This is a genomic window from Nocardiopsis sp. NPDC006832 (assembly GCF_040635885.1).
GTDB lineage: Bacteria > Actinomycetota > Actinomycetes > Streptosporangiales > Streptosporangiaceae > Nocardiopsis.
On record NZ_JBEYLC010000003.1, the window covers coordinates 1 to 19,217 of the forward strand.

Here is a 19,217-nt window from a genome sequence, read left to right on the forward strand (position 1 = left end):
CGCTGCCAGAGCACCCGACATTGCCTTGACGCGTGCGGTGCGGGCGGCAACAATCACGCGGCGGGGAAGGAGGGAGAACCCACCCCCACCCCGCCCAACCACCCCAAGACTCCCGACCCGAGGCACCCCACCACCCACCCCCACCCCCGGCGCAACTCAGCGACGTGGGGTGTTGACGATGCGGGCGCCCTCGCCATCCCTGGGATTGGACTGACCCCACAACACGAACCCCAGACTCACCACCAGCAACGCCACCACCCCGAGGCCGTACCCGGTGCCGATGAGCCCTTGGCCCATGATCACCCCGGTGTAGCCGACGGTGACCAGCAGGCCCAGTATGCCGAGGAGGATGCCGGTCCAGGCGCGGTCGGTGAACCGGCGCTGATGGCCACGGACCACCTCCACCATCGCGGCGACCGCCTCCTTGGCGACGGCGTCGGGTTCGCTCACCCGCACACGGGAATCGTGGCCCAGGATCACGGTGACGTGGGTCCGCCCTCGTCGCCCGGTGATGAAGAGTTCACGCAGCTTGCTCTTCTCGGAACGCCCGGCGAACTCAGCGCGCTCGGCGAACTCGGCGAAGGCCTCCGGGGTGTGCCCGACCTCGCCTCCGCCGTCGGTGAGGCCGATCGTCAGGTCGCCCGCGCAGGCGTCGCGAACGAGCTCGGCCAGCGCCACGAGTTCGTCCCGGCGCAGGGCTGGATGCCCGAGGTCGGTGGATTCGACCCGCTCGGCCCGAGGCTGTGGTTCAGGGGACATTCCCCCATTATCGGCCGCCTCAGGGGGTGCGTAGGGCGGTGCGGGTCAGGGCCTCGGCGACGACGGAGTCGGGGTTGGTCAGCGTGATGGGCCTGCCGGTGTAGATGTCGGCGAGGTAGGCGCCGCCGACCGGGGATCCGGTGATCTGGTCGATCTCACCGAGCTGTCGACGGTGGTCGAAGGCGTCGCCCTCGTGGTCCAGGTGCAGCATGGAGGTCATCCACCAGGAGAAGTGTTGGGCCTGCCACACGCGGTCGGAGACCGTGTCGCCGTAGGCGTCCAGCAGTTCCGCCGAACCCTGGTGGAAGTAGCGTTCGAGGGCCTGGCAGAGGACCACGACGTCGGCGACGGCGAGGTTCATGCCCTTCGCCCCGGTCGGCGGGACCGTGTGCGCGGCGTCACCGGCGAGGAACAGCCGCCCGTGGCGCATCGGGTCGATGACGTAGCTGCGCATGGGGATGACCCCGCGCTGGGTGATGGGCCCCTCTTGGAGCTCGAAGCCGTTGCCGTTGACGCGGGCGCGTAGCTCGTCCCAGATGCGTTCGTCGCTCCAGGTGGCGGCGTCCTCCTCCGGGGCGCACTGGAAGTACATGCGTTGCAGGGTGGGCGTACGCGAGCTGATGAGCGCGAACCCGTGCTCGGAATGGGCGTAGATCAGTTCGTCGGAGCTGGGCGGGGCCTCGGTGAGGATCCCGAACCAGCCGTGCGGGTAGGCGTGGAAGTAATCGGTGCGCGCGTCCTTGGGGATGACGCTCCGGCACACGCCCTGGGATCCGTCGCAGCCGGCGATGACGGCGCAGGAGAGTTCCACGCGGGTGCCGTCGGCCTCGGTGAAGCGCACCTTGGGGTCGTCGGTGGTGACGCCGTCGACCTCGACGTCGCGCACCCCGAAGCGCAGGTCTCCCCCGGCGGCCAGGCGCGCCCCGATGAGGTCCTTGAGTACCTCGTGCTGGGGGTAGAGGTAGACGGATCGGCCGGTGAGCGCGGCGAAGTCGATGCGTCGGGACTCCTTGCGGCTGCGCAGGTAGGTGCCGTCGTGGCGTTTGCCCTCGCCGAGGAGGCGGTCGCCCACCCCCGTGGCGGTCATGAGGTCGGCGGTCCCCTGTTCCAGGATCCCGGCCCGGATGGTCGCCTCGATGGTGTCGCGTTCGCGCACGTCGACGACGACGGAGTCGACGCCGGAGAGGGAGAGCAGGTGGGACAGCATGAGCCCGGCGGGGCCGGCCCCGATGATGGCGACCTGGGTCCGTCGGCTCTGGTTCGTCGCGTTCATGGGTGCGCTCGGCTCTCCGTGGCGTAGGGGGCGTGCTCCGGGACGGGAACGCGCACATGTTCGCATTAAGCACGCATGTGCGTTATGCGTACGATACGGCCGGATCTGCCCGTTGTCCATGGCCCCCGCACACGAAACGCCCGGGAGGATCGTTCCCCCCGGGCGCTCGATGAGAGTCGGTCAGCTGTGCTGCTTGCGGCCACCGGCGACGTGGTCCTCGGCCCCCTGGCCGGGACCGTCGGGGTTGGCCCGATAGAAGGCCTCCTGGGCCTGCTGCTCGCGCTCCCACACCACGAAGCGTTCGCTCTCGCCCAGGGCCATGGTGGTCAGCCACACCGCGACGGCGACGTCGTCGACCAGGCCCAGCACGGAGAACAGCAGTTCGGGGATGAAGTCGATCGGCGAGATCACGTACACGACCAGCGCCAGCATGGTGAACAGCTTGCCGCCGCCGAGCTCGGGGTAACGGCCGCGCAGCTTGGCGGTGATCATGCGCGGGAGCGCGCGGACGCGCTGCCACACGGAGACCTTGCCGTCGGTGTTCTGGATGACCTGCCAGGCGGCCGCCCCGGCCGCGGCCCGGTTTGTGTTGCGCATCGTTCGCTCTCCTCAGGGGGCAAGTGACTACTCAAGATATGACGCGATCTCGCCCCTGATCGTTCCCGCGGAGTGGCCGTGCAACCAGGATGGAGACGTAGATGACACCACGGAGGGTGGCCAGAGGGTGGCCGAAGGGGCACGTGGGGCCACTGTGACTGCTTTTACGCAGTTGGGAGGACTTTCGAGGGGAGTTGTCCACAGCATTGACGGGGACACTGGTGGTCCTGATCCGGAAAAGGCATCCTTGGGGAGTCGGCACACCCTTTGTCACGCGGGCCGGCACATCGGGAACATCGAAAACCAAAAAACGGACCAAACACCACAAATCACCCAGCATGGGGTGGCCGCATACGGCCAACGGCCCCCGTTCCCCGTTCTGAGAGGCCACAGCATGCCCCCACAGCAGGTCGCCCCCACCAGCAAGGCACCGGAAAGGCGTCTAGCGGAACGCACCCCGCCGCACCGTAACGAATACCGCCCCTCCCACCCCGAGCCACCCATTCGTTACGATGCGTCCGAGTGGTACCCCGTCACATGGGCCGCCGCTCCACATCTCGAATTCGCCGAACGCGCAGAACCGATGGAGCTTTCCCAGTGTCCAACGCCCAACCCAGGTCGGCGACGACCGTAGCCCTGTTGGCGGATATCCCCAGCACGGGGCACGTGGGTGAGGCCGGGGCCCACCGGTTCCCGCTCAACGGGGACACCGTGGGCGCGCGCAGTTCCGCCTTCGTCGCCTTCGCCATCGAACAGGTCCGGGCCGGCCGTAAGGTCGTCGCCCTCTACCCGGCCTGGCAGGCAACGGACGCCGAACGCGCGGTGAACTTCGCCCGCGGCGCCCTGCGCACCGACCGGATCGCCGGTATCGGCGTCGACCTGTCCCCACTGGCCCTGTCCCTGGTGGCCGACCAGCTCGCCTACCTGGCCCCCTACCTTCCACCGGGCATGGTCGCCGCGCTCAGTGGTGAACTGCCCAAACACCTGCTCGCCGGCGCCTGGCTCCGTACCGTCTCCGGCCTTTCCACCCTGCCCACCAGCATGCGCCAGCACATGGGCTCCTACGCGCCGTCGGTGTCCTTCCTGGCGTTCTGCGCGCCCACCGCGCGGGTGGGTCGGCTACGCCCGGCCGAACTCGCCGTCGGGCTGCCGTTCCGGCCCGTCCAACCCGTGCAGCTGCTGAGTTCCACCCCGGACCCGGCCATCACCAAGGTGTTCGACGACCACCTGCCACAGGCCATCCAACCCGTGGCCACCCGCAACCTGCCCGCACAGCCCCTGGGCAGCGCCTACTGGGGCACCTCCAAGTACGTCGAGTTCGTGGCGCTGAGCGCCCACCCACAGGCGTTGGCCTACGCGGCCGGCTCCATCCGGGCCTCCGCCTGCGCCTGGTGCGGCGAACCCATGGCCGCACGCCCCTGCCCGTTCTGCTCGGCCAACTCCGCCGGGCACCCCATCTACACGTCCGCCACCTCGCCGGTGCGTCCCCCGACCCCGGGGCCGCGATCGACCCCACCCGCGGGCCCACCGACGGGCCCACCGACGAACCCACCCCCACCAGGGGCCGGCGCTCCGGTACCGGGGCCGCCACCCAACGGAGAGGCCCGCGTGCGCCCCCCACAGCTCTCTCGACCCCCACAGTCCCCGCCCGCCCCCGCGGAGGAACCACCGCACCGCCGACTGGACCCACGGTCCTACTCACGGTGACAGCCCCTCCCGGCCGGGTCCCATCGCCATGTCCGCGACGGGATCCACGACGACACTGGAAACGGATAGAGCCCCCTTATGAACCCCCGTCAGCGACGAGGCGTCCTGCTCATGGTCGTGGCCGCGGTCGGCGCAGTGGCAGTATTCGCGTCCGTGTTCACCTACCTCGACAGCCAGCAGGAACGCCTGGGCCAGTTCGCCACGGTCCTGCGTTTGGTCGACGACGTGGAGGCCTACCAACCGATCACCCAGGAACAGGTCGAGTCGGTCGAGGTCCCCAGCATGTACTTCGACCCGGAGGTGTTCATCTCCGACCTCTCCGACGTGGACACTCCCGCCGATCAGCAGTTGGTCGCCGCCTCCCATCTGGAGAGCGGTGTTCTCCTGCAGCAGGGCATGGTGCAGCCGCAGCCGACCCTGACCGAGGGCGAACGCGAGATCGCCATCATGGTCAACGCCGAGACCGGCGTGGCCGGCAAGGTGCGACGCGGCTCGGTCGTGGACATCTACGGCACCTTCCAGCCGCGCGACCACGGCGAGGCCTGCGCCACCCGTGTCATCACCGAGGTCGAGGTCCTCGACATCGGTGAGCTGCGCAGTCAGGAGACCGATTCGGGGGTGACCGGTGTGGTTCCGGTGACGTTCCGGCTCGATCCGGACAGCGCGCTGCAGCTCGCCTACGCCGAGGAGTTCTCCACAAAACTGCGGCTGGCCCTGGTCAGCGCGGACGGTGGCGGTTCCGTGGGTGACGAACAGTTCTGCAGCGGGGACTTCGACGACCTGATCGATCAGGCCGCCGACCAGACCGACGAGCGGCGCGTGCCGCATGGGGGGTAGACAGCGGTGAACTTCCGCGTTCTGGCGGGGATGCCCACATCCGAGACCGAGATGGTGCTCGCCGCACGGTTCGAGGAACTGGGCACGTGCGACCTGGTGGCCATCCGCAACACCGGCACGGCACTGCACGACGCGGCCGGCGAGTTCCCCGAACTCGACGTCATCCTCATCCACGAGGACATGGGGCCCGCGCCGGTCCTGGAGACCGTGCGCGACCTGTCCCACCGCCATCCCCAACTGGCGATCCTGCTGGTGTCCTCGGCCATGGACCCGAACACCTTCACCGGAGCCATGGAGGCGGGCGCCCGCGGGGTGCTGTCCGCGGACGCCGGGATCGGCGAGCTGGAGACGCGGATCGCCAAGGCCGCCGAATGGTCACGCACCCTGCGCCGCCACCTGGAGTCCGCCTCCCACGAACTACCGGCCTCCGGGGTTCGTGGTCGGATACTGACGATCAGCGGCGCCAAGGGCGGGGTGGGCACCACCACCTGCGCGGTGCACCTGGCGATGGCCGCCGCCAGACGCGACCGGGTCGTGTGCCTGGTCGACCTCGACCTGCAGGCCGGTGACCTGCCCGCCTTCCTCGATCTCCAGCACCGTCGGTCGATCACCGACCTGGTGGAGAGCGCCGACGACATCAGCCCCGGCATGCTCGCCGAGACCCTGTACGTGGACCCGCGCGGCCCGCACGTTCTGCTCGCCCCCGAACACGGGGAACGCGGCGAGGACGTCAACGCCCGCGCCACCCGACGCATCCTCAGCGCCCTGCGCTCACGCTACGAACTGGTGATCGTGGACTGTGGGTCCACCATGAACGAGGCCACCGCGATGGCGGTGGAGCTGGCCGACAACGCCGTGGTGACGGTGACCCCGGACGTACCGGCGATGCGCGGGGCCCAACGCCTGATGGCGATGTGGGAACGGCTACAGATCCGCACCCAGGACAACGTGCACTCCCTGGTCACCCGGCACAGCCGCAAGAACGAGATCCAACCGGACTTCCTCCAGCAACTGCTGGGCACCAAGGTGCTGCGCACCCCGGTCCCGGCCGCCTACCGGGCGCTGGAGCCCGGCGAGAACAACGGCGACCCCACCAAGGTGACCGACGAGGGGCTGCGCAAGGCCTTCGCGCGGTTGGCCGCGGAGCTTGACCTGTTCACCGCGCCCACCGGGCCGGGCGGCAGCGGCAAGGGCGGGTTCACCCCCTCCGGCGGCGCCACCCCGGCGCCGGGGGTCTCCTCTGACGGACCACCCTCCACCCGGGACGTGTCCGGATTCCTCAACGCCAGCGGCCACAACGTGTTCAACGGGCACGCGGTGACCGGGGCGCGGGGCCCCGGCGGGTCGGGTGGCCCCGGGGGAACGGGCGGAACCGGTGGATCGGGCGGCTGGGATCCGGGGTCCACGGGGCGGGGGTTCGGTGGCTGAGCGACGCGGCGGCACCTCCTCGCGTCGCGACGACCGGGGCGCGATCATCGTGGAGTTCGCCGCCATGGTGCCCTTCATGATGCTGGCGTTGGCCCTGGTGTGGCAGGTGCTGCTCATCGGCCTCACCTCCATGTACGCCTCGCACGGCGCGGCCGAGGCCGCCCGGCAGGCCGCGGTCACCCCCGACGACATGGAGCGCATCGACGAGGAGGCCCGCAAGCGCGTGCTCTCGCCGTGGGACGCCCCCGACGTGCTCACCACCTCCGTCGTGGAGCGCGACGGCGCACGCTACGCCCAGGTGACCGTGGCGATGCCGGTGTTCCTGCCAGGTACGAGCGGACCCTGGGACATCACGGGTGAGGCGAGGGTCGTCACCGAGGTCGTCCCGCGTGACGGCGTCGTCGAGCCACCACCTGGCACGGAGCCATCGGAGCCGGGGGAGGACGACACGTGAGACGCGGCCTCTGCCCCCGAGCGCGCCGGGACGCCGACCGCGGCGGCCCCATCCTGGAATTCGCCGCGGTCCTGCCGATCCTGCTGCTCACCGTGGTGGTCGCCTTCGAGGCCTTCATCTCGTTCGTGGCGATCGAACGGCTGGAGTCCGCGGCGCGCGCCGGGGCCCGGGAGGGCACCGAGGAGGCCGCCCATCAGGCCTTGCCGAGCTGGTTGGACGAAGCGACCGTCACCAGCGGCACCAATGACAGTGACGGGTTCTACGTCGAGGTCTCGCACTCGCTGCCGATCGTGTTCTCGGTGGACCTGAACGTGACACTGACCCGTCGGGTGGACATGCCGAACATGTGACGCGTGGCCCGTCCACCAAGGAGGAAACGAGGAACATGGGGCTGAAGGACCGCCTGGAAGAGGACCGTTCCAACGAGGAACGGGCCGACCGGAGCAGTGTGACGCACTGGCGACGGCGACTCCTGGCCGAGATCAACCTGGAGGACCTGTCACGGCTCACCCTGGCCCAGCGCAGGGTCCGCCTGGAGAAGGTCGTCGGGCACATCCTTTCCCGCGAGGGGCCGGTGCTGTCGGACCGGGAACGTTCGATCCTCACCCGACGGGTCGTGGACGAGGCACTGGGCCTCGGTGTACTCGAACCCCTGCTCGCCGACGAGACCATCACCGAGATCATGGTGAACGGCCCCGACAACGTGTTCGTGGAACGCGCGGGCCGGATGGAGCGCATCGACGCGACCTTCAACGGCGAGGAGCAGCTCTACCAGACCATCGACCGGATCGTCTCGCTGGTGAACCGGCGCGTGGACGAGTCATCCCCGATGGTCGACGCCCGTCTGCCCAGCGGCGAGCGCGTCAACGTCATCATCCCGCCGCTGTCGTTGTCGGGTCCGGTGCTGACCATCCGACGCTTCCCCAAGCCCTACCCCATCGAAGACCTGGTGCGCATGGGCAGCCTGGACCAGGCCACGGGCGTGCTGCTGTCGGCGATGGTCCGGGCCCGGTTCAACATCGTGGTCTCGGGCGGTACCGGCACCGGTAAGACCACCTTCCTCAACGCCCTGTCGGCGTTCGTGCCCAGCACCGAACGCATCGTCACCATCGAGGACTCCGCCGAACTCCAGTTGATGCAGGACCACGTGGTGCGGTTGGAGTCGCGGCCCGCCAACATCGAGGGACGCGGCGAGATCGCCATCCGTGACCTGGTGCGCAACGCGCTGCGGATGCGCCCGGACCGCATCATCGTCGGTGAGGTGCGCGGGCCCGAGACCATCGACATGCTCCAGGCCATGAACACCGGCCACGACGGCTCCCTGGTGACGGTGCACGCCAACTCGGCCGAGGACGCCATCCACCGGATCCAGACCCTGGCCACCCTGGGCGACGGACGTGTCCCCTACAACGCGCTGCGCGACCAGATCAACAACGCGGTGGACGCGATCGTGCACCTGGGCCGGTGGCCCGACGGGTCGCGTCGGGTCTCCGAGGTGGCCGTGGTGTCCTCGCGCCGCAGCGAGGAGTTCCGGCTGGACTCGCTGTTGGAGTTCGCGTCGCTGCCCGCCGGAGCGGACCACGACGTGAAGGGCGAGTTCCGGCACCGCCCCCTGCCACGCCACGTCGCCGGTCGGATCTACCACGTCGGTGAGAGCATCCCCTCGGTGTTCGGCGTGGTCCCCGACGGCCCCGGCGGAGGACACCGGTGACCACTTTCCCCCGTACCCCCCGATCCTCGGCGTCACCGCCGGGCCCGACGCGATGGGAGTCAGCGTGACCTGGCAGTTCGCAGCGATCCTCGGTGGGGTCGCTCTGGTTCTGGCCGTGTTGCTGTGGGCGATCTGGGAGTTCGTGGCCAGTTCCGACCAGCGCCGTCTCATCGCGTCCCGCAGCGCCTTGGCCCAGGCCGAGTACGACGCCTCCACCCCGATGGCGCGCCTGGACGTGGCGCTGCACCGCACCCAGTGGGGTGCCCGGCTCAGCCGCCGCCTGGCCCGTTCGGGCACCGATACGCGACTGTCCACCTTCCTGGTCGCGTTGGTGGGCGGAGCACTGCTCGCCGTCATCGTGGTCTGGCAGATCCTCGCGCCGATGTTCGGGTTGCTGGCCGCGGTGGGGGTGGGGTTCCTGTTCTTCTCCTACCTGAGCCGGGCCGAGGCCAAGCGCCGCGAGGAGTTCACCGGTCAACTGCCCGACCTGGCGCGGGTGCTGGGCAACGCCACCTCCGCCGGGCTGGCCCTGCCCACCGCGGTGGCCATCGCCGCCGACGAACTCGACGGGCCCGCCGGCGAGGAGCTCGGACGCATGGCCGAGTCGATGAAGCTGGGCGCGAGCTTCGAGGAGTCCGTCGCCGAACTGCGCGAACGCATGCCCTCCCGAGAGCTCGGCGTGCTGCTCTCCACCCTGATCGTGGCGTCCAGGTCGGGTGGTTCGCTGGTCAGCGCGCTGCGCAACATCTCGGCCACCTTGGAGAACCGCAAGGAGACCCGGCGCGAGGTGCGCACCATCCTGTCCGAGACCACCAGCACCGTGTGGGCGTTGGGGTTCATGTCGGTGGGCGCCCTGTTCCTGCTCAACATGATCCAGCCGGGCATCATGCGCACCATGACCTCCCAACCGGCCGGGATCGGGCTGCTGCTGGTCGTGGCGACCCTGTTCGTCATCGGATTCGTGGCGGTGTCCCGGATCACCAAGTTCAAGATGTAGCCCCGAATCCCCCCGAAGGAACTCGGATGAACCTGCTCCCCCTGCTGGTGGCACTGGCGTCGGCACTGATCGTGGTACTCGCCTGTTATGGCCTGCACCTGAGCATGTCGAAGACGCGCGTGCCGGTGGACGAGCCGACCGCGCGTCCCGTCGTCAAGAGCGACGAGACGTTCTTCCTGCACCGGATCACCGAGGCGATCGGCCGCCCCTTCGCGGGTTCGGTCCTGGCCTCGCTCACCGAAAAGCGCCGCGGATCCATCCACGAACGGATCGAGGCGTCCGGCCGGGTCGACGGACTGACCGTGGAAAGGTACGTCCGGCGCAAGATCGGCGAGGTCGCGCTCTACGGCAGCCTGTCGGTGCTGCTGTTGCTGTCCGACAACGCCATGTTCGGCCTGGTGATGCTGGCCTTCGTGGGCCTGACCGACCTGAGCATGTACGTCAAGGCCCAGGAGCGGGCCGACCAGGTGCAGTCACAACTGCCGGACTTCCTGGACGTACTCGCGGTCACGGTGAGCGCGGGCATGTCGTTCCGCGCCGCCGTGGCCCGGGTCGCCGACTCCATGCCGGGTGTGCTCTCCGGCGAGTTCGTCATCGCGCTGCGCCAGATGGAGTTGGGCACCTCCCGCCGGGAGGCGTTCGACGCCCTGCGCCGCCGCAACCGCAACGAGTCACTCGGCAAGTTCGTGACCGCCATCCAGCAGGCCGAGGAACTGGGCGCCCCGCTCAGCGACACCCTGGTCAACATCAGCCAGGACATGCGTCGCGAGGACGCCCAGTACATGCGCCGCAAGGCTCAGCAGCTCAACCCGCGCGTGACCGTGGTGACCGCCACGACCCTGTTGCCGGGCCTGCTCATCCTCATCGTCGGGTCGATGATCCTGGGCAGCGACATCGACTTCGGCAGCCTCCTCGGCGGCTGACCCCGGCGGGTCACTCCGCGGGGGTGGGCGGCGGGAAGGGGATCTGGGACAGGACCGGGATCAGGCTCTCCTCCTCGAAGTCCAGGTGGGCGTTGAGCTCCCGGGACATCCGGTCGAGTTCGGCGCGGAAACGGTCCGGGTCGGCGGTGGCCAGGTCGGCCAACAGCCGCTCCAGCTCGCCGCGGATCCGGTCCACGACCCGGTGTTCGGCGATCAACCGCTCGATGGGTTCGCGCAGGTGAGGGTAGCCCTGCGCGAGACCCGGGAAGACACCGTCCTCTCCACTGTGGTGGAAATGCAGTGATTCGCAGAACGCCAGGCAGTGCTGGCGGATCTGCAGGTTGAGCCCCACCGGGGCGCCGCTGCCGGCGTGTTCGGCCAGGTACGCCTCGGCCTCCTCGCGCACCCGGTCGAGCTGGCCGCGCAGCCACCCGTGCACCTCGAACAGCTTCTCGGCGAGGTTGGTGACCTCCCCCGCGCTCTCCAGGGCGGCGGGTTGGAGTTCCACCACCGGCAGCCGGCGCCCGGACCGCGACTCGTAGTCGCCGAACCCCGGTTCGCGACGAACGACCTCCTCGAACAGGCGGTCCCGTTCGGCGCCCTCGGTGGGCACCGCGACCGCTTCGAAGCGTTCGGTGCCCAGCTCCACGACCACCATCGGATGCGCGAGCAGGTTGCGATACCAGTCGGGGTCGCGCGAGGACCCTCCCGCCGAGGCGACGACCAGCAGCCGGTCGTCGACCCTCAGGTACCCGAGCGGGTTGGTGTACTCGCGACCCGACCGCGCCCCGGTGGTGGTGAGCAGCAGCAGGTCACCGCCTTCGAACATGCCGCCGACGTGGCCTCCGTTGGCACGGAACTCCTCCACCACCGGCACGTTGAAGGGGCTCACCACCGGTTCGGGGCGGGCGTGCGGATGCGGCCTGTCGGACTGCGCGGTCTGAGCGGCCTGGTCGGATCGGTCGGACTGAGTGGTCTGGTCGGTCATGGAAGTACCTCCTGAGTGAGTGGAGGCGGCCGACCCCGAGCACACGAGGTATCGCCGTCGAAGGCACTGTCCGGCACAGCGTGGCCGAAACGACGCGGCCGAAGCGACGTGGACAGGCCTGGCGGGGCAAGGCGAAGGGAGCGCACGGAAGCGCCGAGGCGAATGGTGTTCGGGGAGGCCGCCGGTCAAGATGCCGGACGGTGCGGCGGCCCGGAGAGGGCCGCGAGCGGTTCAGCCGCTCAGATTCCGTACGCGAAGTAGTGGCTCACGATTGGCTCCCCGAAGAATTCAGGCGCCTCCATGTCGACCGACCGGCCCACTGCTCTTGGTTCGGGACACGCGACGCCCCACCACCTTAACCGGCCGTGCGGGTAGGGGGAACCCCACCGGAGGTCTCGCCTCAGCCCCATCGGTTCCCCTCGGGCCGATCCGTAGTTTCGAGGTCGTCCCCTCACGCACCTCACCCCTCGGAGAGAACCATGAGGCGTTCCCTCGCCCCGGATCTGGCCCGCGGCTTCATGCTGCTGTTCATCGCGCTGGTCAACGCGCAGTTCTTCCTCACCCACGCCGACACGGTCCGGGGCGTGGGCGACCAGGCGCTCACCTTCGTCCAATCCCTCCTGGTGAACGGCCGGGCGATCCCGCTGTTCTCATTGCTGTTCGGCTACGGCATGGTCTGGATCGCCCGTCGGGTCACCGAGTCGGGGGGCGGATGGGTGCACGTGCGGACGGTGCTGCACCGGCGCGGGCTGTGGATGCTGTTGATCGGCCTGGCGCACGGGGTGCTGCTGTTGCCGGTGGACATCATCGGCGCCTACGGGTTGTCGCTGGTGCTGTTCCTGTTCTTCCTGCGGGTCGGTGACCGGGCGCTGCTGTGGGCGGCCGGCCTGTTCGCGGGGGTCTCGGTGGCCCTGAACTCCCTGCTCACCTTCGTCCTGGGCGGCCAGGGCGAGGAGGAGGGCCCGGCCGCGTACGCCGCGGCGCCCTCCCTGGTGGAGTCGGACCTCGTGGCGGCGATGGGCGAACGCTTCGCCGAGTGGGTGCTGTACACGCCCGTGACCCTGGTGTTGGTGGTGATGCCCCCACTGCTGGTCGGTGTTTGGGCCGGACGCCACCGGATCCTGGAGCACCCCGAACAGCACCGGACCCTGCTGGTGCGCACCGTCGTCGTCGGTCTGGGGCTCGCGGTGGCGGGCGGCCTGCCCGACGCCCTGGTCAGCGCGTCCCTGGTGCCGAACCCGGGCCCGGAGGTCGAGCCGGCCCTGTGGATCCTGCACGATGCGGTCGGCTGGGCGGGTGGGGCCGGTTGGGCCGCCCTCATCGCCCTGGTCGCGCTCGGACTGTCCAACGCGAACGCGACCGAACACCCGTTGGTACTGGCGGTCGCCGCCGTGGGCGAGCGTTCCCTGAGCTGCTATCTGACGCAGGCGGTGGTGTTCACCCTGGTGTTCGCGCCCTACGGACTGGGTTGGGGCGCGACAGCGAGTGCCTCGGCCGCCGCCGGTGTGGCGGTGGCGACGTGGGCGGCGACGTTGGTGTGGGCCGACCTCTCCCGGCGTCGCGGCGGGCGCGGCCCCGCCGAGACGCTGCTGCGCCGACGCGTGTACGCCGGGATCCACCTGCCCGGTCGCACGGGTGAGTAGGGGTCAGCCCTCCTCGACGGGGCAGTCCATCATCGTGTTGGACTCCAGCGAGGTGTCCGGGACCGCGAAGAAGCCCGAGCCCATCGCCTCTTCCTCACGCCACTCCAGGGTGCCGTCCACGTCGTAGCAGTGTCCGCTCATCTCGTGCGTCAGCGGACCCGAGTGCGCGGCCGGCCGGTAGGCCACCCCTCCGCGCTCGGGGGCTCCCGGGATGTACACGGTCAGTGTCTCGGAGGGGTGGTCCGGACCCAACACGGTCAGGGGTGTCAGGGGTGCTTCCAGCTCGCTGCCGGTACCGCCTCGGTGGACCTCCTTGTCGACCCCGGCGTTCTCCGCGGGGTCGAGCGGGACGAGGGTCATGAAGTCCTCGGCGTACACGATGTGGCTGCCCACGTCGGGGTGGTAGCGCAGCTCCACCGAGAACTCGGCCCCGTCCGCGGCCGGAACCACCTGGGTCATGCACACGGACAGAACGGGGAACGCGCTCAGGCCCGGCGTGGCCAACCCGTAGTCGACGGTGTCGTGGTCGACCGGGTAGACGAACGGCCAGATCTCCGGGTCGACGATCGGGGTGCCCTCCGGCCCAGGGGTGAGCAGTTCGAGGTAGGTCTGGGCCGCGGCGGCCCCCGGGTCGAACGGACGCCACTGTGCCCGGGCGTCCTGCGCATCGACCCGTTCGGGGTCGTCACAGGCCATGGGCTCGGGCTCGGCCGGTTCGGGTTCCGATTCCGTTTCCTGGGCGGCACCGCCCGGGGAGCCCTGGTCGGGTTCCTCGGCCACGACGTTCTCGGGCTCGGCGTCGCCGAGCGTCTCGAACAGCAGGTAGCCGATACCCAACGCCAGGGCCATGCCGAGGGCGCCGACCACCAGCCACAGGCCCACGCGTGGCCCGCCGGCGGTCTCCTCGTCCTCTTCGAGCACCAGCTCCTGGGTGTGGTTCGCGGCGCCGGGTTCGCCCCGGGCCCCGAACAGGTAGGCGTTGGCGTCCGGTTCGGGCTCCGGGGCCGGGGACCGGGTCTGGGCCGGGACCGGAGTGCCGGCAGCGGCGGCGGGAGCGGGCTCCGGCTCGGTCGTGGTCTGGGCCAGGGCGGCGTTGGTCCAGGTCACCGGGTCGTGCGGGGGGATGTTCTGGGCGGACCAGTGCTCGGCGATGAGCGCGCGCAGCCGGTCGGGCCAGGTGTCCGCGGTGGCCCGTTCGTCGATACCGAGCAGCAGCAGGCATTCCAGGTACGCCTCGTCCGCGGAGGGACGCCGGGCGGGGTCCGGGGAGAACGCGCGTTCGAGCAGCGGGCGCAGTTCCTCGGGAAGGGCGCTCAGGTCCACGCGCGCCTCGCGGGCGCGGGCCGCCATCTCCCACACGATCTGTCCGGGGACCCGCCCGGGCACGTGGCCGGCGGGGTTGGGGCCGAACGGCGGGACGCCGGTGGCGGCGTACACGACCAGACCGGCCCACCCGTGCACGTCGGTTGCGGTGGACGTGGCGGCCCTCTCGTAGCGCTCGGGGGCCAACCAACCCAGGCTCTGGGCGCTCTGGGTGGGTGCGCTCGGGTCGATACGGCGGACGATGCCGTAGTCGAGGACCTTGGGACCGTCGGCGGCCACGACCACGTTGCCCGGGCGCATATCCCCGTGCACCAGGCCCAGGGAGTGGAAGCCGGCGAGGGCCTCGGCCATTCCGGCGGCGAGGACGAGGAGCTGGTTGCCGCTGAAGGGCCCCTGGCCGCGCATGCGTTGCCACAGCTCGAACCCGGGGATGTATCCGACGGCCGACCAGGGGCGTCCCTCGTGGACACCGCCGTCCCGGACCGGGACGGTGCACACACCACCCACCTGACGCATGAGCGCGTCCTCGTCGGCGGCATCGGCGCCATCGGTCCATTCGGCGTCGGCGATCTTCAGGGCCAACGTCTCGTGGTCCGGCGAGACGGCGGCGTAGAGGGTGCCCAGACCGTCGGCTCCGAGCCGCCCGATCAGGCGGTAAGGGCCGACCTGGAGCGGGTCGCCGTCGGTCAGGGGTGCGACGTTCGGCGGTAGGGCGGGAGAGGAGAAATCCATTGGGGGCAGCTTTCCACACATCAAGGGACGGTTGTGGTGGCCTGTGCCGGGATAGCACATTCGATCCCGTGGTCCTGAGAATCTACCCAATCGTCGGGGTACCCGTCGCCGGGTCTGCGGTATCGAAAAGCCCTACGGGGCCGCCCGGAAAGGGCTTTCGGCCGACCACCCGCCACCACACATGCGACCACCCCTGGACCGGGAAGCCGCTGCTCATCGTGGTTCCAGGTTCCACACGTTCCTTCGCGAATCGGCGAATGAGACCGGCGCCACAGCATCCAAAGGCCCCGTTTCGCGTCCTCGGCCGTTATCAGGTTGTTGGGCGGGAGGAGGGAATTCGTACTCAACCCGGAAAATCAGACAGGTGCCCGCGCAACTTCTTGAGCTGTTCCTCGCTTCCCACATCGCCCTCGTAGCCGTCGTCGTCCTCGACGACGGCGGGTGGTCGGGTGATCGTGCCGGGCCCCTCCTCCAGACGCCGCCGCAGCGCGTCGATCTCCCTGCCCTGGTCCCGTCCCAGGACCATTCCGATCGCGCCGAGGGCGACCCCGGCGAGGACCATCACCACCGCGAGCACGCCCAGGGAGGTCGTGTAGGCGACACCGAAGACCAGCCCCACCGCCGCAGTACCCGCGCCCAGGATCGACATGCCCCGGGGCAGGTGTCGGGAGACACCGCTCTCCAAGGCTTCCAGCCTCTCCTGGGACCGCTCCCGCTCGGCCTCACCGGTGCGCGACTTGGCGGGCAGGCCCTCGTCCCGGCCCTCCCCCACGGCCTTCGCCCGCCGTGCCCGCCGCGCCTCGGCACGGTCGCGCAGCCGCTTCCCCCGCTCCGCCACCGTCGACAGGTCCTCGCGCTGGGCCCGCAGCGCCACGGCCACCGGCCATGGGTCGTCGGCCCCCTCGATGGCGGCGCGCACCCGCTGGAGGACCTGCTGTTCGGGACCCTCCTGGAACCCCTGCGTCACCCACGCCACCAGCACACCCGCGTCCGCGTCGCGCTTGTCGTGGGTGGCGAGCATGTGGACCAGGTCGCCCTTGCGTACCGGCGAGATCTCCCTCGGGGTGAACGCCAGGGACTCGGCGACCCTGTTCATCCACTCCTGTCCCTTGCGCAGCCGATCGAACAGGACCGTGGCCTGGCGGGCGACCCTGCCGTACAGGACGCAAGGGGCGCCCCACACGCACGGCTCATGTTCGTTACGGAAGCAGTGGTGCTTGCCGAACGCCCCCAACAGGTCATAGCGCTCGATGAAGTGCATGAGCGAGTCGTACTCGCCGTCCCGATACGGCCAGGCGCGCCCGTCCCGGGTACTGAACAGGGCGCCCCAGGACATGTCGACGTCGCGGAAGAGCGCGCCCAGGTGAGGGTCGAGTTCGGCGATCAGGTGGGCGGCCTGGACGTCGGCGCCCCCGTAGTCCTCCGGCAGCGCTCCCACCACCCGGTGGGCCCCGCTGTCCTTCTCGGGCAGCCAACGCAGCAACGCGTGGCGTTCGCGCGGCTCACTCAGCATCTCGTGCGCCTCCGCCCACCGTTCCTGCATGCCGGCGGCGAGTTCGGTGGGGTCGGCGTAGTACACGCCGGCGATCTGGAAGGGCGCCCGTCTACTGCCGCTGACGCTGCGCCAGTAGGCCTGCACGCCCTCGTCCAGCAGGAGGGTGCCGCTCGCGTGGCCGGCTTCGAGGCGTTCGTGCTCGAGCGGGACCTCCTTGCCCAGGAGGATGGCCAGGAGTTGGTAGGAGGTGGGGCGCCGCTCCGGTTCCTTGTGCAGACAACTCGCCACGATCCTCGCCAGGTAGTCGGGCACTCCCCGCAGGTCGGGGGTGTCGTGTTTGATCCGTTCGAGGATGCGGTGGTCGTTGGGCGCGTCGAACACGTGCCCACCGGTCGCCGCGAAGGCCATCACCGCTCCCCAGGCGTGCACGTCGATGGCGGCGGTGACCTCGGAGCCGTTGGCCTGTTCGGGTGCCATGTACCGGGGGGTGCCGATGAGGCCGCTGGCCAGGGCGGTGCGGTTGTCCAGGGTGCGGGCGATCCCGAAGTCGATGACCCGGACGCCCTCGCTGGTGATGATGATGTTGGTGGGGGTGAAGTCGCGGTGGACGATGTTGGCGCCGTGCACGGCGCCCAGGGACGTGGCCGTGGCGAGCGCCAGCCGGTAGAGGGGGTCGCCGTACAGGGGGCCTTCCTCACCGACGAGTTCGCGCAGGGTCCGGCCCTCGACGTACTCCGTCACCACCCAGGGCGGGTCCTCCTCGGTCCCGGCGTCGAACACTTCGGCGATGAAGTACCGCTTGACCTGCTTGTTGTGCTCGACCTCCTTGCGGAAACGCTCCCGGTCGCGTTCGCGTTCGACCGGGGAGACGCCCGCCGGCTCGTGCAGGACCTTGATGGCGGCGACGTGGCCGTCGTCATGGCGCCCCAGGTAGACGGTGCCGAAACCGCCCACGCCCAGAACCTCGGTGAGCCGGTATCCACCGAAGGTCTCGCCGATCCGGTTCCCGACGTCGTCGGTCGGTCGATGGCCGTTGGTGGACTCTTCGCCGATGTTCACGAGTGACCCTTCTGCAAGCCGGGGGGAGCGAGGCACACTACCTGAGGGTGGGATGCCGTCAGCGGCCTCTTGGTGCTAGGACCTGCCCGCGCGGACGCGGTTCTCACCTCCATCGCCGGACCCATCGGCTGCAACCCCGTGCAACCATTGCGTTCGCGCGAGCCCGCTTTCCAGTCGAACTCCAGATATCGGGCCCTTCGTCCTGAACCCCGTTGGCCCTACACGATCGACCCGCAGTACCACCAAGCGGTTCCTTCGAGGCATATGAACCAACAAAAGACCGATGGCCGGATCCGGCCGAACCCCAAGATCAACTTCAACGATTAATCGCGAATGGCTGCGGACGACGCGCGCCCTCGGGCATACTCGTTGTCGTCGGACAGCCGACCGTGGTGGTCCTCGCATCGAGGACCGTGGCAGTCGTGGTGTCCACACGATGCACTCGACACTCCACGTCCGAGGGGTCGCGTCGGCCACGGCCCGGCCCCACGGCACGGGTCATGAATGGTCCGGCGAGGCGCTAGAGTACATCACGGGCCCGCTTTTCCACGTTAGTCACACGAGGTCGGGCGGACCGAAGAGAGGAATATCGGAAGTTCGTCATTCCCGGGTAGAACTTTCCGATAGTCCTATTTCCAAAGTGCGGCGGTGAGGTTTATCGGGGGAATCCACGTTCTTCACGCACGTGGATGCCTCACCACCGCCACAGGGCCTCTGGATCTACTGCCCTCCGACCGACGGGCACCGGGAGGGAGATGGGGACCAGAGGGTTCAGGGGCCCTTCCCGTAGGGGGGTGGAGGCCCGGCGATCTCTCGCATCAGGGGGGAAGAGATCGCCGGGTCTTCCGTACGTCCGGGGAACTCGACCGCGGCCACCTTCGTTGGTCCCATCGTGAACAAGCTGAGGATGACACCGGTCGCGGTGGGGTCAGCGGTCCCGGCAGTTGAGCACCGTCTCAAGCAGCCCCGGGAAGCGCCCCTCCAACTCCTGGTCGCGCAACGACACGAAGCACCGCGTGCCCTCGGTCCGATTCAGCAGCAGACCCGCGTTGCGCAGGATCTTCAGGTGATGGCTGAGCGTGGACTGCGCGATCGGCAGATCGATGTCCTTCCAGGCCCGCTCACCCTCCAGTGCCGCGAGCATGCACACGATCCGCAGCCGCGTGGGCTCGGCCAGCGCGGACAGGACCGTGACCAGTTCGACCTCGTCCAGCGCCGGATGCTCCGGCCCCTTGGACACACCCCGGGGCGCCAAGGCCCCACCTCCACTCACCCGTTCGGATTTGGTATG

16 protein-coding genes are annotated in these 19,217 nt (G+C 69.6%); 9 read left to right on the top strand and 7 right to left on the bottom strand.

The window, feature by feature from the left end:
- Positions 1-156: 156 nt before the first annotated feature.
- The 3 genes from ABZ717_RS01930 to ABZ717_RS01940 form a co-directional block, all read right to left on the bottom strand.
- Entirely contained in the window at positions 157-759 is a 603-nt protein-coding gene (locus ABZ717_RS01930; protein WP_358504088.1) for a hypothetical protein, read from the bottom strand.
- A gap of 19 nt (positions 760-778) precedes the next feature.
- Entirely contained in the window at positions 779-2,032 is a 1,254-nt protein-coding gene (locus tag ABZ717_RS01935; RefSeq protein WP_358504091.1) for a 4-hydroxybenzoate 3-monooxygenase, read from the bottom strand.
- Between the two features lie 180 nt (positions 2,033-2,212).
- Positions 2,213-2,629 (bottom strand): DUF1232 domain-containing protein, encoded by a 417-nt coding sequence (locus tag ABZ717_RS01940; protein ID WP_358504094.1) that lies wholly within the window; start codon positions 2,627-2,629, stop codon positions 2,213-2,215.
- A 639-nt stretch (positions 2,630-3,268) separates the two neighbouring features.
- Here ABZ717_RS01940 and ABZ717_RS01945 point away from each other — a divergent pair.
- From ABZ717_RS01945 to ABZ717_RS01980, 8 genes are all read left to right on the top strand, one after another.
- A complete protein-coding gene (locus ABZ717_RS01945) occupies positions 3,269-4,336 on the top strand; it encodes a hypothetical protein (RefSeq protein WP_358504544.1) in 1,068 nt (355 codons plus the stop codon).
- 78 nt (positions 4,337-4,414) lie between these two features.
- On the top strand, positions 4,415-5,173 hold the full coding sequence (gene cpaB, locus ABZ717_RS01950) for a Flp pilus assembly protein CpaB (RefSeq protein WP_358504096.1): 759 nt from the start codon (positions 4,415-4,417) through the stop codon (positions 5,171-5,173).
- Between the two features lie 6 nt (positions 5,174-5,179).
- Positions 5,180-6,601 (top strand): AAA family ATPase, encoded by a 1,422-nt coding sequence (locus ABZ717_RS01955; protein ID WP_358504099.1) that lies wholly within the window; start codon positions 5,180-5,182, stop codon positions 6,599-6,601.
- 49 nt (positions 6,602-6,650) lie between these two features.
- A complete protein-coding gene (locus tag ABZ717_RS01960; protein WP_358504547.1) occupies positions 6,651-7,055 on the top strand; it encodes a pilus assembly protein in 405 nt (134 codons plus the stop codon).
- On the top strand, positions 7,052-7,405 hold the full coding sequence (locus ABZ717_RS01965; protein ID WP_358504102.1) for a TadE/TadG family type IV pilus assembly protein: 354 nt from the start codon (positions 7,052-7,054) through the stop codon (positions 7,403-7,405). The genes ABZ717_RS01960 and ABZ717_RS01965 overlap by 4 nt, the downstream gene beginning before the upstream one ends.
- Positions 7,406-7,440: 35 nt before the next feature.
- Positions 7,441-8,766: a CpaF family protein gene (locus ABZ717_RS01970; protein ID WP_358504106.1), complete on the top strand. Its 1,326-nt coding sequence runs from the start codon at positions 7,441-7,443 to the stop codon at positions 8,764-8,766.
- A gap of 64 nt (positions 8,767-8,830) precedes the next feature.
- Positions 8,831-9,763 carry a type II secretion system F family protein gene (locus ABZ717_RS01975; protein ID WP_358504109.1) on the top strand — a complete coding sequence of 311 codons (933 nt, stop codon included), beginning with the start codon at positions 8,831-8,833 and terminating at the stop codon, positions 9,761-9,763.
- 26 nt (positions 9,764-9,789) lie between these two features.
- Complete coding sequence (locus tag ABZ717_RS01980; RefSeq protein WP_358504111.1) at positions 9,790-10,686, top strand: type II secretion system F family protein; 897 nt, start codon at positions 9,790-9,792, stop codon at positions 10,684-10,686.
- 10 nt (positions 10,687-10,696) lie between these two features.
- On the opposite strand, the gene ABZ717_RS01985 is transcribed toward ABZ717_RS01980, so the two are convergent.
- Positions 10,697-11,674: a nitroreductase/quinone reductase family protein gene (locus tag ABZ717_RS01985; protein WP_358504115.1), complete on the bottom strand. Its 978-nt coding sequence runs from the start codon at positions 11,672-11,674 to the stop codon at positions 10,697-10,699.
- Between the two features lie 479 nt (positions 11,675-12,153).
- On the opposite strand from ABZ717_RS01985, the gene ABZ717_RS01990 reads away from it, so the two are divergent.
- Complete coding sequence (locus ABZ717_RS01990; RefSeq protein ID WP_358504117.1) at positions 12,154-13,317, top strand: DUF418 domain-containing protein; 1,164 nt, start codon at positions 12,154-12,156, stop codon at positions 13,315-13,317.
- A gap of 3 nt (positions 13,318-13,320) precedes the next feature.
- Here ABZ717_RS01990 and ABZ717_RS01995 read toward each other — a convergent pair whose 3' ends face one another.
- From ABZ717_RS01995 to ABZ717_RS02005, 3 genes are all read right to left on the bottom strand, one after another.
- Positions 13,321-15,372, bottom strand: coding sequence for a serine/threonine-protein kinase (locus ABZ717_RS01995; RefSeq protein WP_358504120.1), 2,052 nt, complete (start codon positions 15,370-15,372; stop codon positions 13,321-13,323).
- Positions 15,373-15,715: 343 nt separating this feature from the next.
- Positions 15,716-17,926: a serine/threonine-protein kinase gene (locus ABZ717_RS02000; RefSeq protein ID WP_358504123.1), complete on the bottom strand. Its 2,211-nt coding sequence runs from the start codon at positions 17,924-17,926 to the stop codon at positions 15,716-15,718.
- Between the two features lie 928 nt (positions 17,927-18,854).
- Complete coding sequence (locus tag ABZ717_RS02005; RefSeq protein ID WP_067597387.1) at positions 18,855-19,181, bottom strand: metalloregulator ArsR/SmtB family transcription factor; 327 nt, start codon at positions 19,179-19,181, stop codon at positions 18,855-18,857.
- Positions 19,182-19,217: the final 36 nt, after the last annotated feature.

Bases quoted from the DNA above. Each gene is read 5' to 3' on its own strand.
- ABZ717_RS01930 (WP_358504088.1), bottom strand. From the start codon at position 759: ATGTCCCCTGAACCACAGCCTCGGGCCGAGCGGGTCGAATCCACCGAC.
- ABZ717_RS01935 (WP_358504091.1), bottom strand. From the start codon at position 2,032: ATGAACGCGACGAACCAGAGCCGACGGACCCAGGTCGCCATCATCGGG.
- ABZ717_RS01940 (WP_358504094.1), bottom strand. From the start codon at position 2,629: ATGCGCAACACAAACCGGGCCGCGGCCGGGGCGGCCGCCTGGCAGGTC.
- cpaB (WP_358504096.1), top strand. From the start codon at position 4,415: ATGAACCCCCGTCAGCGACGAGGCGTCCTGCTCATGGTCGTGGCCGCG.
- ABZ717_RS01970 (WP_358504106.1), top strand. From the start codon at position 7,441: ATGGGGCTGAAGGACCGCCTGGAAGAGGACCGTTCCAACGAGGAACGG.
- ABZ717_RS01980 (WP_358504111.1), top strand. From the start codon at position 9,790: ATGAACCTGCTCCCCCTGCTGGTGGCACTGGCGTCGGCACTGATCGTG.
- ABZ717_RS01985 (WP_358504115.1), bottom strand. From the start codon at position 11,674: ATGACCGACCAGACCACTCAGTCCGACCGATCCGACCAGGCCGCTCAG.
- ABZ717_RS01990 (WP_358504117.1), top strand. From the start codon at position 12,154: ATGAGGCGTTCCCTCGCCCCGGATCTGGCCCGCGGCTTCATGCTGCTG.
- ABZ717_RS01995 (WP_358504120.1), bottom strand. From the start codon at position 15,372: ATGGATTTCTCCTCTCCCGCCCTACCGCCGAACGTCGCACCCCTGACC.